This is a genomic window from Amycolatopsis sp. CFH S0740 (assembly GCF_004522315.1).
GTDB lineage: Bacteria > Actinomycetota > Actinomycetes > Mycobacteriales > Pseudonocardiaceae > Amycolatopsis > Amycolatopsis nivea.
This window is the reverse complement of record NZ_SDLS01000013.1, coordinates 219,669-234,028: the sequence shown is the minus strand read 5'-3', so window position 1 is coordinate 234,028 and position 14,360 is coordinate 219,669. Positions and strand designations below refer to the sequence as shown.

The 14,360-nt window shown below is 69.1% G+C and carries 12 protein-coding genes; 4 read left to right on the top strand and 8 right to left on the bottom strand.

Annotated elements, in window-relative coordinates; all coding sequences use genetic code 11:
• Positions 1-149 precede the first annotated feature (149 nt).
• On the bottom strand, positions 150-911 hold the full coding sequence (gene cobF, locus EIZ45_RS23150; protein WP_134663174.1) for a precorrin-6A synthase (deacetylating): 762 nt from the start codon (positions 909-911) through the stop codon (positions 150-152).
• A gap of 113 nt (positions 912-1,024) precedes the next feature.
• On the opposite strand from cobF, the gene EIZ45_RS23145 reads away from it, so the two are divergent.
• The gene (locus EIZ45_RS23145; protein ID WP_037814153.1) at positions 1,025-1,231 is read left to right on the top strand and encodes a heavy-metal-associated domain-containing protein; all 207 of its coding nucleotides are present in this window, start codon (positions 1,025-1,027) and stop codon (positions 1,229-1,231) included.
• Between the two features lie 11 nt (positions 1,232-1,242).
• Positions 1,243-3,474: a cation-translocating P-type ATPase gene (locus EIZ45_RS23140; RefSeq protein WP_134663173.1), complete on the top strand. Its 2,232-nt coding sequence runs from the start codon at positions 1,243-1,245 to the stop codon at positions 3,472-3,474.
• 894 nt (positions 3,475-4,368) lie between these two features.
• Here EIZ45_RS23140 and EIZ45_RS23135 read toward each other — a convergent pair.
• The 3 genes from EIZ45_RS23135 to EIZ45_RS23125 form a co-directional block, all read right to left on the bottom strand.
• Positions 4,369-4,650 carry a metal-sensitive transcriptional regulator gene (locus EIZ45_RS23135; RefSeq protein WP_009081418.1) on the bottom strand — a complete coding sequence of 94 codons (282 nt, stop codon included), beginning with the start codon at positions 4,648-4,650 and terminating at the stop codon, positions 4,369-4,371.
• A gap of 386 nt (positions 4,651-5,036) precedes the next feature.
• The gene (locus tag EIZ45_RS23130; RefSeq protein WP_134663172.1) at positions 5,037-5,858 is read right to left on the bottom strand and encodes a DivIVA domain-containing protein; all 822 of its coding nucleotides are present in this window, start codon (positions 5,856-5,858) and stop codon (positions 5,037-5,039) included.
• Positions 5,859-5,976: 118 nt separating this feature from the next.
• Positions 5,977-6,696: an MgtC/SapB family protein gene (locus EIZ45_RS23125; RefSeq protein ID WP_134663171.1), complete on the bottom strand. Its 720-nt coding sequence runs from the start codon at positions 6,694-6,696 to the stop codon at positions 5,977-5,979.
• Between the two features lie 83 nt (positions 6,697-6,779).
• Between EIZ45_RS23125 and EIZ45_RS23120 the strand changes: the two genes are divergently transcribed.
• Positions 6,780-7,400, top strand: a complete 621-nt coding sequence (locus EIZ45_RS23120) for an L-threonylcarbamoyladenylate synthase (RefSeq protein WP_037814148.1) — start codon at positions 6,780-6,782, stop codon at positions 7,398-7,400.
• 1,030 nt (positions 7,401-8,430) lie between these two features.
• Here the strand turns inward: EIZ45_RS23120 and EIZ45_RS23115 are convergent.
• Complete coding sequence (locus EIZ45_RS23115) at positions 8,431-9,978, bottom strand: FAD-dependent monooxygenase (protein ID WP_134663170.1); 1,548 nt, start codon at positions 9,976-9,978, stop codon at positions 8,431-8,433.
• Positions 9,979-10,073: 95 nt separating this feature from the next.
• Between EIZ45_RS23115 and EIZ45_RS23110 the strand changes: the two genes are divergently transcribed.
• Entirely contained in the window at positions 10,074-11,204 is a 1,131-nt protein-coding gene (locus EIZ45_RS23110; RefSeq protein WP_134663169.1) for a TetR/AcrR family transcriptional regulator, read from the top strand.
• A gap of 188 nt (positions 11,205-11,392) precedes the next feature.
• Here the strand turns inward: EIZ45_RS23110 and EIZ45_RS23105 are convergent, their stop codons facing one another.
• From EIZ45_RS23105 to EIZ45_RS23095, 3 genes are all read right to left on the bottom strand, one after another.
• Positions 11,393-11,872 carry a nitroreductase family deazaflavin-dependent oxidoreductase gene (locus tag EIZ45_RS23105; RefSeq protein ID WP_134663168.1) on the bottom strand — a complete coding sequence of 160 codons (480 nt, stop codon included), beginning with the start codon at positions 11,870-11,872 and terminating at the stop codon, positions 11,393-11,395.
• A gap of 379 nt (positions 11,873-12,251) precedes the next feature.
• Positions 12,252-12,986 carry a thioesterase II family protein gene (locus EIZ45_RS23100; protein WP_134663167.1) on the bottom strand — a complete coding sequence of 245 codons (735 nt, stop codon included), beginning with the start codon at positions 12,984-12,986 and terminating at the stop codon, positions 12,252-12,254.
• A gap of 26 nt (positions 12,987-13,012) precedes the next feature.
• Entirely contained in the window at positions 13,013-14,173 is a 1,161-nt protein-coding gene (locus EIZ45_RS23095) for an exo-alpha-sialidase (protein WP_205669921.1), read from the bottom strand.
• Positions 14,174-14,360 lie beyond the last annotated feature (187 nt).

The window sequence follows — 14,360 nt, the reverse complement described above, 5'->3', positions numbered from 1 at the left end:
CGAAGGGTTGTGGGAGAGTAGGACACCGCCGAACTTAACTTAAGAAAAAGGGGCGGGGCTCCGGTTGAGAACCTGAAAAGGTTTTCCCGGAGCTCCGCCCCTTTTTCATGCCCAAAAAACCGGCGGACCGTGAGAACGGCCCGCCGCCCTCACTCCGGCCGGCGCAGCAAATACGTGTCCATGATCCACCCGTGCTGCTCCCGAGCCGCGGCCCGCGTCTCCCGGATCTTCGCCGCCAAAGCGTCATCCAACGGCCCGGACAGCAGGATCTCGTCCGGGGTCCCGACGTACGCACCCCAGTAGATCCACAGCCCCTGATCCGCGTACTGATCGAACGTCGTGTGCGCGTCGAGCAGCACGAAGACGTCGTCGGCGTCACTCGGCCAGCCCTTGGCCAACCGGCGACCGGTCGTGAGCTGCACGGCGCGGCCGATCTGGTTCATCGTCGTGCGATGCCGGGCCACCAGTGCGGAGATGCTGCTGATCCCCGGCACGACCTCGTAGTCGAACGCCACGTTCCCGCGCGCCAGCACGGCCTCGATCAACGCGATGGTGCTGTCGTACAGCGCCGGGTCGCCCCAGACGAGGAACGCGCCGGTCTCGCCGTCGGCCAGTTCGTCGCGGATCAGCCGCTCGTAGACGTCGGTGCGGAGCTGATGCCAGTCAGCGACCGCGGTGCGGTAGTCGGCAGGCTTCCGGTCGCGATCGGGGTCCTTCGCGCTCACCACGCGATACCCCGGACGGCTCACGAACCGCTCCAGTATCTCCTGGCGCAGCTGCACCAGGTCGGCCTTCGCGCTGCCCTTGTCGAGCACGAAGAAGACGTCGACGCGATTGAGCCGGTCGACCGCCTGCACCGTGAGGTGTTCCGGGTCGCCGGCGCCGATCCCGATCGCGTAGATCTTCCGCATCCTTGCAGTCTCTCCCGGCGGGTAACCGGGTTCACGACAGGGTCCCCTGGCATGCCACTACCCCCTAGGGGTATAAAGGAGGAGCAAGCGGAGAGACGATAGGGAGTGTGGCGATGACCGAAACGACTTACACCGTCGAGGGCATGACGTGCGGGCACTGCGTCGGATCGGTGAAAGAGGAGGTAGGCGGCCTGGCCGGCGTGCAGACGGTCGACGTCGACCTCGCCACCGGCGCCGTGAAGGTCACCAGTGCGGAGCCGATCTCGCGCGAGGCCGTCGAGGCCGCCGTCGCTGAGGCCGGCTACCAGGTCGTCGCGTAAAAAGGAGTGACATGAGCACCACGACACCAGCCCCCGTGCAGTCGGTCGAACTCGCCATCGGCGGGATGACCTGCGCGTCGTGCGCTGCTCGGGTCGAACGGAAGCTCAACAAGGTCGACGGCGTCACCGCGAGCGTCAACTACGCGACCGAGAAGGCGCACGTCGAATACCCCTCCACCGTTTCGGTCGACGACCTGGTGGGCGTCGTCGAAGCGACCGGGTACACCGCGCAAGCGCCGCAACCGAAGAAGCCGGAAGAACCCGAACAGGACGAAACGCGGCCGCTGCGCGACCGGCTGCTGTACTCGGCGATCCTCACCGTGCCGGTGATCGTGCTGGCGATGGTCCCCGCGCTGCAGTTCACGAACTGGCAGTGGCTGTCGCTCACGCTCGCCGCGCCGGTCGTGGTCTGGGGTGCGTGGCCGTTCCACCGCGCCGCCTGGACCAACCTCCGGCACGGCGCGGCGACGATGGACACGCTGATCTCGCTCGGCGTCTCGGCCGCCACGCTGTGGTCGCTGTACGCGCTGTTCTTCGGCATGGCGGGCATGCCGGGCTTGCGGCACGGCTTCGAGTTCAGCGTGTCCGGGGGATCGGGAACCGACAACATCTACCTCGAGGTCGCGGCGGGCGTCACCACGTTCATCCTCGCCGGACGCTACTTCGAGGCGAGGTCCAAGCGGCGCTCCGGTGCCGCGCTGCGGGCCCTGCTCGAACTCGGCGCGAAGGACGTGACGGTCCTGCGCGACGGCCGCGAGCAGCGGATCCCGGTCGACCAGCTCCGGGTCGGGGACACGTTCGTGGTGCGGCCCGGCGAGAAGATCGCTACCGACGGTGTGGTTACCGACGGTGGTTCGGCGGTCGACGTCAGCATGATTACCGGGGAATCCGTGCCGGTCGAGGTCGCAGTGGGTGACGGCGTGACGGGCGCGACGGTGAACGTCGGCGGCCGGATCGCAGTGCGCGCGACGCGGGTCGGAGCGGACACGCAACTCGCGCAGATGGCCCGGCTCGTCGAGGAAGCACAGAACGGCAAGGCCGCGGTCCAGCGACTGGCCGACCGCGTCTCGGCGGTGTTCGTGCCGATCGTGCTGGTGCTGGCTGTGGGTACGCTGATCACCTGGTTGCTGACCAGCGGAAACGTGACCGAGGCGTTCACCGCCGCGGTAGCGGTGCTGATCATCGCCTGCCCGTGTGCACTGGGCCTCGCGACCCCGACCGCCCTGCTGGTCGGCACCGGCCGCGGCGCGCAGCTCGGGATCCTCATCAAGGGCCCGGAGGTGCTCGAATCCACTCGCCGGGTCGACACCGTGGTGCTCGACAAGACCGGAACCGTCACGACCGGGCGAATGAGCCTGGTGGACATCCACGTCGGCGAGGGCGTCACGGAACGTGAGCTGCTGCGCTACGCAGGGGCAGTCGAGCACGCCTCGGAGCACCCGATCGCGAAAGCAATCGCAGACGGCGCCCGCGAACGAGTCGGCGACCTTCCGGCGGCGACCGAGTTCCGCAACACCGAAGGCCTAGGTGTCTCCGGCCTCGTGGACGGCACACCCGTCCTCGCCGGCCGCGCAGCCTTCCTGGCCGACTGGAGCGTGAAGGTCGACGACCAGCTGTCCTCGGCGAAGACCGCAGCAGAAGAACGAGGCGCGACGGCAGTCTTCGTCGCATGGGACGGCGTAGCCCGGGGCGTGCTGGTGGTCGCGGACACGATCAAGCCGACGTCCGCCCAAGCCGTCGCCGAACTCCGCGCGCTGGGCCTTAAGCCGGTGCTGCTGACCGGCGACAACGCCGGTGCCGCGCGAGCGATCGCCGACGCCGCGGGCATCACCGAGGTGGTCGCCGAGGTAATGCCCGAGGAAAAGGTGGCCGTGGTGAAGCGCCTGCAAGCCGAAGGCCGAGTGGTGGCCATGGTCGGCGACGGCGTCAACGACGCAGCCGCCCTCGCCCAAGCCGACCTCGGCCTGGCAATGGGCACGGGAACGGACGCAGCAATCGAAGCCGGTGACCTGACGTTGGTCCGAGGAGACTTGCGCGCAGCAGTAGACGCGATCCGCCTGGCCCGGCGCACGCTGGGCACGATCAAGGGAAACCTGTTCTGGGCGTTCGCCTACAACGTCGCCGCACTGCCGCTGGCAGCGTTCGGCCTGCTCAACCCCATGATCGCAGGCGCGGCGATGGCCTTCTCGTCCGTGTTCGTGGTCTCGAACAGCCTGCGCTTGCGGCGGTTCCGGGCAGCGTGATGTGCCTGGACCAGTGAGTGGCTGCGTCGGGTCGAGCCGGGCCGTGATGGTGACTGTTTCGGTCGGCGTGGTTTGCCTGCGGACGGGCCAGCGACTGCGATGGCCCCGGTCGGCCTGACCTGGCCGGGACCATCGCAGCGGCCGCGGCGGTCTCAGTCGGCTTTGATGTGCCTTGAGACCGCCAGCGGCCGTGCCGGTTAGGGACGGCGTAATGTGGCTGGGACCGGCGAGCGGCCGTGTCGGTTCGGGCGGCGCGGTGCGCCTCGGACCAGCCAGCAGTTGTGACCGTTCGGCTTGGCCTGCTGTGCCTGGGATCGGTGAGCAGTTGTGACTGTTCGGATTGGCTTGCTGCGCCCGGGGTAGGCGAGCAGTCGCGACTGTTCGGATCGGCGTGGCGCGCCTGGGACCGGTGAGCCGTTGTGCCGGGTCGGCGTGGTGTGCCTGGGACCGGCGAGCGGTTGTGCCGGTTTCGGTCGGTGCGGTTGCGCCAGGAAACGGCCGACGGCGGTTCCGGGCGGCGCGGCGCAGCGAGGGACCGGCCATCTGCTGCGACGGTTCCGGTTCGGCTTGGCTTAACGGCGACGGGCCAGCGGCGGGAGTTTCCGCTGCTGGCCCGTTTTGCCGCCTGCCCCAGCTGCTGGACTGCATGGCTGTCCGCGCTGATCGGCCCGGTCGTGGCAGCAGCCTTGCTGGCTCGCCGTGCGCCACCAGCCGGGAACTACCTCAGAAACACCTCAGCCAGCCGGTAACCGCGGCGAGGGTTCGTTCGCGCCGACCCCAGCCCATGCTTCTGAGCACCCGAACTTGTTCTCTATCTGCGGCTGCGAAGAGCTTCGATGATCTCCCCGACTGGGAAGAAACACCGAGCGCGGGCCGCGTACTGGGGAAGCTACTTCAGGAACGCACCAACCGGGCGATCGCGTCCGAGGCCTCGCGCACCTTCAGGTCCGCTTCCTCCCCGCCCGCAGCCGCCGCTTGGACGACGCAAGTCGCCAGGTGCTCGTCGAGCAGCTCCAGCGAGAAGGACTGCAACGCCTTCGTCGCCGCGGACACCTGCGTCAGGATGTCGATGCAGTACTTGTCCTCCTCGACCATGCGCTGCAGGCCGCGGATCTGCCCTTCGATCCGGCGAAGGCGCTTGAGGTAGGCCTCTCGTTCACTGCCGTAGCCGGTCATCGCACATCGTCCCTTTTTCTCGGCATCCCCGTTGGTTCACCGTCAAGTATACCCACCCGGCGTATCCGGGGCGGGCGTTCAGCCAGTGGCGGCGACCTCAACGACTTCGCTCAGCGCAGAGGTTCGGCATCGGTGTGGCACGGGTTGACGGCATTCTCGGTCCATCATCGCGGGCCACCCGGACGCCGAGACTATTCCGGCCGCTGTCGAGAGGTCGGAGTTTCGCGGTGGTTGCCTGCCGTGCACGCCGCCGCGCGCGGGGCGTTCGGTCAATCGGGACGGCACCGGTGACGTCGGTGAGCGTGCCGGTCCCGGCGTCGGACCAGCTCGACGTCGGCGTTCGTGGGGGTTGACCGCAGAGATGCTGTGCCACTCGAGCCTGGTGTTTAGCCCGTCGGGGCGGCCTCGGCGACTTCAGTGAGTGCGGAGGTACGTCGCTGATTCGGCACGGGGGTGCCGTCCGGGGCGAGGTCGGCGTTCGCGGTCGCCAGTAGTTCGCGGGCTCCGCGCAGGGCGGCTTTCACCCGTTGCTGGACAGCGGCGAGTTCGGCGACCCGCTGTTCGGCGTCGGCGACGATGCGGGTCGCGTGGTCGGTGGCTTGGCGGACGTGCGAGTCGGCTTCGGCTCGGGCGGCGGCGGTGCGGTCGGCGATTTCGCGGAGTGCGTCGGTGCGGCGGTCGGCCAAGGTGCGCGTGAGGTGTTCTTCGAGCCGTTTGCGTTCCTTCGCCGCCGCTTCGTCTGCGGCTTGGCGTTCTTCGACTGCGCGGCGCAGGAGATCTTCGTGTTTTCGCCGCTGTTGCTCGCGATCCGCGGCGACAGCTTCGACGAGCGCGCGTTCCTTTTCGGTGAGACGGACGGCTTCTGCCTTGGCGTCAGCGATGATCCGCGCGGCGGTGTCCTCGGCGCGGGCGGTGATCTCTGCGGCTTCCTCGCGCGTCAACTCGACCATCCGGCGCGAGCGTTCCTGCAATGCGTCCGGCTCGATGGGGGTGCGGCTGATCCGGTCGACCGTCGCGCGCAGTTCGCGATTGCGCTCGGCGAGTTCGGCCGCCTGGTGTGCCGCGGCGTCGCGTTCCGCGGCGAGGCGCCGGAATTCCGCCTCGACCCACGTGACGAATTCTTCGACCTGGCCGCGCTGATAGCCGCGCCAAGCCGAGTCGAAGGACGGCCGGACGGCCATCAGGTCCTCGCCACCGCCGGGGGCCATGCTCTCACCTCCCATTTGGATGGTTTCTCCTCGGCGCTCGTTTTTCTTGCCGCACCGGGGTTTCCGCACTGCCTCCAGTGTGCCTGAAGTCCGGCGATCCGTGGGAGCCTGGGGCGGGTCAATCTTCGAGCGGGTCTTCGGTGCCCGTCGCAGTGCTTCGCACGCCGGGCAATTCGGCCAGTTCCGCGGTGAGGTCGGCGAGATCGCCGCGCCCCTGCAACAGCAATGTGACGACCGCGATCCGTTGCCCCTCTTCGGAAACTGTCTCGCGATCGACCGCCACCCGGTGGACTGCCCAGCCTCGATCGGTGCAAGCCGCGAGTACGGCCCGCAGCACGCCGTGCCCGTCGTTATAGCTCAACCGAAGGATCGGCGGCTGCCGCCGATGGCGCGCGACGAACCGGGAAAGCGGCGGGAATCCGCGAGTGATCACGACGAGCCCGGCGGTGGTCGCGACAGCAAGCACCGGCAGTCCGGCACCGCACGCGACCCCGACGGCCGCCGCGAGCCAGACGGTCGCCGCGGTCGTGAGGCCGCGCACCGCGTCGCGGCGCACGAAGATCAGCCCGCCGCCGACGAACCCGATGCCGGACACGATCTGCGCGGCGATCCGCGACGGGTCGAGCGCCACGTGCTCGATGCCGAGCAAATCGGCGAAACCGTATTTCGACACCAGCATGAAAACCGCCGACCCGACGCCGACCAGCGTGTGCGTGCGCAGGCCGGCCTGCTTGTTGCCGACCTCGCGCTCGATGCCGATCACCGTGCTCAGCAGCAGGGCGAGCAGCACCGGCGGCAGCAGTTCCCACTGTTCGCCGGTGGACCAGAGAGCATGCACGGACGTACCTCCTCGCCCGTCACAATGCCCGGCCCCCGGAGAGCCCGCGCGCCCGGCCCGGCCGGCACGCCTAAGCTCGGGCAATGGCCCGCTACTTCGACGTGCACCCGCAGAACCCGCAGCGCCGCGCGCTCTCCCAGGTGGTCGACCTGCTGCGCGACGACGGGCTCATCGCCTACCCGACCGACTCGTGCTTCGCGCTCGGCTGCCGCATCGGCAACCAGCAGGGGATGGAGCGGATCCGCACCATCCGCAAGCTCGACCACCGGCACCACTTCACGCTCGTGTGCCAGGACTTCGCCCAGCTCGGCCAGTTCGTCCACATCGACAACGCGGTGTTCCGGGCGATCAAGGCCAGCACCCCCGGCGCGTACACGTTCATCCTCCCGGCGACGAAGGAAGTCCCGCGGCGGCTGCTGCACGCCAAGAAGAAGACCGTCGGCGTGCGGATCCCCGACCACGTGGTGACCCAGGAACTGCTCGGCGAACTGGGCGAGCCGATCCTGTCGAGCACGCTGCTGCTGCCCGATTCCGGCGAGCCCCTCACCCAGGGCTGGGAGATCAAGGAAGAACTCGACCACGTACTGGACGCCGTCATCGACTCCGGCGACTGCGGCGTGGAACCCACCACGGTGATCGACTTCTCCTCCGGAGAGGCGGAGGTCGTGCGGCACGGGGCAGGTGACCCGTCCCGGTTCGAGTGAACGGGGTCGTCATCGGTTTTGTCTCCTCCTGACGGGGTTGTGTTCGATCCTGATGCGGGCGGCGGCTCCGGCCCGCTTGGCGCGACGGTTGTTGACGCGGTTTTGCTCGACTCGACGGTTGCTCCTGACAGCTTCTTGACGCGACGGTTCTTATCTGGGCGGCTACTGACACGGGCTGAATGAACCGACGCCTGTGGTGACGGCAGCTTGGAGCGACTGCCCCGCACGTGCAGCGACCGTTCCGCCCGCGCCGCTCGGCTCGGGATGCTCGCGGCGAGGCTGCCAGCGCAGGTCGCGTGGCGGGCGATTGCCGCTCCGGCCTGCTGCGGACACGAGCGCGCACGCCAGTGCATGCCGCTCGAAGTGCTGCCATTCCAAGTCGGTCCGCGCATGCCACGCGAAGTGCCGACCACATCGGGCCGGTCGGCGCAGGCTATGCGAAGTGCCGACTACGCCAGGTCGGTTGGCGCACGCCGCGCGACGTGCCGACTGCGCCAGGTCGGTTGGCGCACGCCGCGCGACGTGCCGACTGCGCCAGGTCGGCGGACGATCGCGCAGGTCGCTAGCGGGCCTCCACCTCATGCAGGCTGCGAAGGGTTCTCGTCGCCCGAGGCACCGAGCACCCTCGGCGGCGACCCTCACAATCTGCTTGCACATCCAGCGTTCACGCACAGCCGGTAGCTGCTCCAGCGTCTCCGTTGACCCTGGTCCTGGCTCTCTGGACTTCTCTCGCACGCAGGAGCATGCCGTTGGCGCGGGCCGCAGCGATCCTCGCTGTCATCGGCGGCAGCTGCTGCGGTCTCCTTCAGGCACGAGCCGCGGTAGGTGCGGGCTGGCACGGTGGCGCGGTTCGACCTGGTCAGGAGAAGCAGCGGCGGATCGCATCCGGTGGGGGTGCCGAAGCGGGCTGGCAAGGTACCGGCACCGAGGGTCCGCGCTCTCAGGTGTGTTCGATCAATGCTCCTTTCATACGTCGCAGGTGGGCAGCTTCAGTGCGCGGGGCGGGCGAACCCGAGCACCGTCGAAGGGATCACACGGTTGCCTCCGCAGGTGTGTTGAGCAGGCGCGACAGGGCGTCCGCGAGCGGGACCTCCGACGAGGAATGCCAGCCGACGATGGCGTCCGGCCGGAGCAGCAGCGCACCGTCTGAAGGCAGTTCCGTCTCGGCCAGCCACGCCTCGTCCGCGACCGGGACGAGGCGGAGGCCCAGCCGGTTCGCTTCGGCCGTCCACCGAGCACTGTCCGGGCCGCAGAGCAAGGTGAGGCCAGGTATCGCCAAGTCTACTGTGGACGTCGTGGCGTCGAGCCAGGCGTGCGGCACCCGGGTGCCTGGGCGACCGGCCGGGGCGTAGCGGTCTTCCGGTGCGGGACCGCGTTCGTCCGGGATGAAGGCACCCTGTTCGTATTGCACGCCGAACAGCGCAGCGAGCGGGTCGATGCGCGGCGCGTCCTCGCTGGTGATCGTGGCGAGCATGGTGCCGAGATGGCCGCTGGCCATGCTGGAGAACTCCGCCGTCGCGTACCCGATCGGGTACCGCTCGGTGTGGTAGGTGTCGAGCAGGGCAGGGGTCGCCGTGCCGGCCAGCACTGCGGCGAGCTTCCAGGCCAGGTTGGCTACGTCTGCGATCGCGGTATTCGCACCCGCGGCGGCCATCGGCGGCATCGCGTGCGCGGCGTCGCCAGCCAGGAAGACCCGCCCGGAGGAGAAGCGGTCGGCCACGTACATCCCGGATTCCCAATGCATCCGGCTGAGCACTTCCACATCGAGGTCCGGCACGCCGACGACAGTGCGCAGCAACTCCCGCCAGCCGTCCTCGCCCAGGGAGTCCGACCCGGGGAAGTCGGAGGTGGAGAAGAGCCAGCGGTCGGTGCCGTTGACCGACACGAACGCGCCGGAGGCAGCCGGGTTTTCGATCCGGCACAGGTTGAACGGTTTGTCCCGGACGAGTTCGGCGAGGTCGGCGCGGAAGCAAACGTCGAGGTTGTCGGCCAGGTGTCCGTGCCCGCTGCGCGTAATCCCGAGCGCGGTGCGGATCGGACTGCGCGCGCCGTCCGCCGCGATCAGATATTCGGCGCTGACCTGGTACGGCTCGCCGTCGGCCGGGCGCAGGTGGGCGGTGATCCCAGTGTCGTCCTGTTCGAACGACACCAGTTCGGTGCCGAAGCGAACCGACACGCCTCGCTCGACCGCGGCCTGCCTCAGCACCGGTTCCAGCACGTCTTGCGGACACAACACGCTTGGCGCGGGGCTGAGGTCGGGCATTTTCGAGTGCTGGACGAGCCGTTCGCGCAAGGTTTCGGTGACCTCCGGCCAGGTCGCGTCGGCCAGCGTGGTGCCGGAGAGCATTCCGGTGAACGACGCGAGCGGTGCGCTCGCTTGCTCGACCTGGTCCATGAGGCCGAGCCAGCGGAACACCTCGGTGCTGCGCGGGTTGAACCGGCGTGCTTTCGGCTGCGGGGACGTGCCAGCGTGCTTCTCGACCAGCACCGGCGCTACTCCCTCGCGGTGCAGCAGCAGCGCCGCGGTGAGTCCGGCGATCCCTCCGCCGCAGATCAGAACAGGAATTCGTGCAGTCATCTCATAACCCCCAGGGCCGTGTACGTCGTACATCTTGTGTACGTTGTACATGACGATGTACTGTGTACGCAAGCGGGCTGGAGACAGGGAGATGAATGGGAGATCAAGGGCCGACACCGCCGATTTGGCTGTTGCCTGAGCCGCCGGAACGCGGATGGGGCCTCGGACGAGTCGACATCGTCAACGCGGCCGTGCGCCTGGCCGACCACGGCGGCGCGGAGGCAATCACGATGCGAGCAGTGGCGAAGGAGCTGGGCGCGTCCACGCCGATGTCGCTGTACCGCTACGTGCACAGCAAAGACGGTCTGGTGGACCTGATGCTGGACTTGGCGAACGGCGAGGTGCGCACCCCAGAAGTCCCGGGCGAGGACTGGCGGAGCGAGCTGACGGCCGTCGCGGTCGACACGTGGGCGATGACGAAGCGGCATCCGTGGTACGCGCGGCTCGTGCACCAGCGACCTCCGGCGGGGCCGAATGCGAGCCGGCGGACCGAGTTCGTGCTGGCGACCTTCGACCGGCTGGGCCAGGACCTCGCGTCGGCGCTCGGGTACGCGCGGCTGCTCGACGGGTACGTCACCGGTCAGGCGCTGCAGTGGGCGGAAGAGCGGGCGATGTGGCAGCGCAACGCGTTCGTCGACGTGGTGGACGTGCAGCGGCAGGCGCGGGCTTGGTTCGGCGACGTCCCGTCGGAGGACGGGCCGTATCCGTTGCTCGTGCGGGTGCTGGAGAGCTTCCTGGCCGAGCGGCACGACGCGGCGGGTGAGACCAGTGCGGACGGTGCGGACGGTGCTGGATCGGACGCGGAACCGGACGCATCGAGCCGGGCGGTTGGTGTCGGTAGTCCGGGTGCCCGGCCGGGTGTGGACGAGGCTGGGGCTGGCCGGGGTGCTGAGGTGGACCGCGAGGTTGCCGGGGCCGGTCGGGCGGTCGAGTCGGGCCGCCGGGGCTCGGGCCAGCAGGGCGCGGGCCAGGACGACACGGGTCGGCAGGACACAGAGCGGCAGGGCTCAGGTCGGCAAGGCTCAGGTCGGCAAGGCTCGGGTCGGCCGGGCTCGGGTCAGGCGGGCTTGGGTCAGGCGGGCTCGGGTCAGGCGGGCTCGGGTCAGGCGGCGGAGGCGCATGCTTCCGCTGACGCGCGGAAGGTCGCCGCGGCGGCGGCCGAGGACGCGCAGTTCGAGCTTGGCCTCGAATGTTTGCTGGACGGCATCGCCGCGCGGCTCCGCTGATCGTCGAGAGCCCGGAGTTAGTGAGCCGGGTCGCTGTCGGGGCCGCTCACGCGCGGAGCGTGCGGCTCCCGGCTGCGGATCCAGCCGGGGAAGGTCGGCTGGGCGAGCCTTGGCGAAACGAAACGAAACGAAACGAAACGAAGCGGAGCAGGCGGGAGGACCGTCGAATCCGGAACGGAGCAAGTCCGTCAGGCGGCTGGGGTTGTGCGTTCCAGGAGGAAGACCCGGATTTCGCGGTGGGCGGCGCGTTCGGCATAGCGGTCGTAGGCGGGCCAGTAGGAGGCGACTGCGTTCCACATTTCCTGGCGTTCGGCGTCTTTCAGGAGACGGCCTCGGACGGGGACGGTGCGGCCGTGGACGGAGACTGTCGCGTCGGGGTGGGACAGGAGGTTTGCCGTCCAGGCGGGGTGGTGTTCGCCGCCCCAGTTGGAGCCGATTACTACGTATCCGCCGGGGCGTTCGACGTACAGCAGCGGGACCTGGCGTGGTTCGCCGGAGGTGCGGCCGATCGTGGTGAGCAGGAGGGTGCGCAATCCGACGGCCGCGCCTACGCCTACGCGGCCGCCGCTGATGCGGAGGAGCAGGCGGTCAGCGGGCATCATCGCTTGGCCGAACGCGGCGAATGCCTTGCTGCGGCCCAAACCGGCGAAGATCCTGCGCAATTCCATGGGCGCAGCCTACGGGGCGGTGCGGGGGAGGCTGGTGGGGCGGCGGATCGAGCGGACAGTGCGGCGGGTTGCAGTGGTGCGGGGCTGGGGGTTTGGGTGGTGAAGCGGCGAGTGGTGCTGGGCGGGCTGGTGCGGGGGCTGCAGTTGGGTGGTGAAGCGGCGAGTGGTGCTGGGCGGGCTGGTGCGGGGGCTGCAGTTGGGTGGCGAAGCGGCGAGTGGCGCCGGGCGGGCTGGTGCGGGGGCTGCGGTTGGGTGGCGAAGTAGGCAAGAGGCGCTGGGCGGTCCGGTGAAGGGGCGAGGTTCGGGGGGTGAAGTGGCCAGTGAAGCGGCGGAAGTGTGCCGACCGCCGGGTCGCGGGAGGTAGGTAGGGGGACCAGAGCTAGAACCCGCTCGTGGTCAGTTTCAGCAGGGCGTCGGTCAGCGCGGCCGCGTGTTCCACCAGGTAGAAATGGCCGCCTGGGTAGGTGGTCAGGGTGAAATCCCCGGTGGTGTGGGACGACCAAGCTTGCACGTCGTCTACGGGGGCGTGCGGGTCGGCGTCTCCGGTGTGGGCGTGGATGGGTGCGGCTAGCGGGCCTGGGCTTGGGCGGTAGGTCTCGACAGCTGTGTAGTCCGCGCGCAGGGCTGGCAGGAACAGTTCTCGCAGTTCGGGGTCTCGCAAGACCTTCGGGTCGGTGCCTGCCAGGCCTTCGATCTCGGACAGCAAACCGTCGTCGTCTTGGAGGTGGACTTGCTCGTTGACCAGGCGGGACGGGGCTCGGCGGCCGGAGATGACTACTGCTTCCGCTGGGGTGCCTCGCGATTCCAGGCGCAGCCCTACCTCGTACGCGAGCGTCGCGCCCATGCTGTGGCCGAACAGCACTACCGGGAGGTCCAGCCACGCCAGCAGGGCTTGGGTGACGCCGTCCGCCAGTTCTTCGATGGTGCGCAAAGCCGGTTCGGCCATTCGGTCCTGGCGGCCGGGGTATTGCACCGCCAGGACGTCGACAGTCGGGGACAGCGCCTTCGACATCGGATGGAAGAACGGGGCCGCGCCGCCTGCGTGCGGGAGGCACACCACGCGGGCGGGGGCGTCGTCGGCGGGGTGGAAGCGGCGTAGCCACGGGTCCGTCATGCGCGCCATTTTACCGGCGACCCCTGTCAGGAAAGGGGCAAGCGGCGGAATTCGATCTTTTCGTACGCGCTGGTGACGCCCGTTTCGAACAGCACTCCGACGGTGAAACGGTCTGGTTGGACCAGGTCGGAGTAGCCGGCGGGAGCGTCGGCGAGAACGGTCGACGGCTGCCAGGTTTTGCCGCGGTCTGAGCTGGTCCTGAGTTGCATTGTGCGACGGGACGCCGGATCCGACGGGCCGGAATAGAGGAGTACGCGGCGGTTCGTTGTTTGCAGGACGCTGCCTTCTACCTTCGGGCCGGACAAGGTTGGCTGCACTTGGTAGGGGCGGGTCAGGGTGGCGCCGCCGTCGGTGCTGTAGGCGTCCAGGCGGTGTTCCGGGGCCGAGCCTTGGTTGCGGCTCGAGAAATACACCGTGCCGTCGGGGAGTTCGGTGGCGGTGGTTTCGTTGGGGGCGAGGACGCCGTCAGTCGGGTCGTCGGTGAAGCCGATGTGCCAGGTGCGGCCGTTGTCGTCGCTGTAGAGGTCGTGGCCGCCGTAGTACTTGGCTTCGGTTCCCACATCCGCGGAACCTGCGGGCGGGGCGCTCGAGTGGTTGGCGGGGACCACGATCCGCCCGGCGTGGCGGCCGTGTTTGAGGACGGTGGCGTGGCCGGGCGCGGTGGCGTACCAGCGCCAGGACGGGAGTTTCGTCGTGGCGGTGATGTCGCGGGCTGGGGTCCAGGTGCGGCCGTTGTCGGGGCTGCGTTGGACGAAAACCCGGCGGGTGTCTTGTGCGGACACGGTGCCGGACATGATGGCTTTTTCGCTGACGGGTCCGTTGTGGACAGTCAGGAGCACCAGGTCGCCGTTGCGGGCTACTGCGGGGGTCGGGTTTCCGGCGGTGGCCTCGCCGTTGCTGTCGACTACCCGCAGGTCGCCCCAGGTGCAGCCGCCGTCGCGGGAGGTTTTGGCGACGGTTTGGATCGCGCCGGAGTCGCCGGGGGAGTCGCGGCGGCCTTCGGCGAAGGCGATCAGCGAGCCGTTCGCTGCGCGGACCACCGCGGGGATGCGGAAGGTGTGGTAGCCCTCGGCGCCTGAGACGAACGGGGTCGACGACGTGCAGCTGCCGCTCGCGTGGGCGGGCGGGGTCGGGGTGAGGCTCAAGAGGGTTGCGGCGAGCGCAAGCGTGACTGTTCTCGGGAGCACCGGGGGACCGCCTCTCGCTCCGGACATGGGATGTCCGACGTCCTATGTCCGGAGAACTTAGAGAGGTGGTCGCGCGGCGTCAAGGCTCCAGGTCGGTGGTGGTGGCGCGGGTGGGTTCTGGCTGAGGTGGTCGCGCGATGTCGAGGCTCGGGGTCGGTGGCGGTCGTGCGGATGGGTTCCGGTCGAG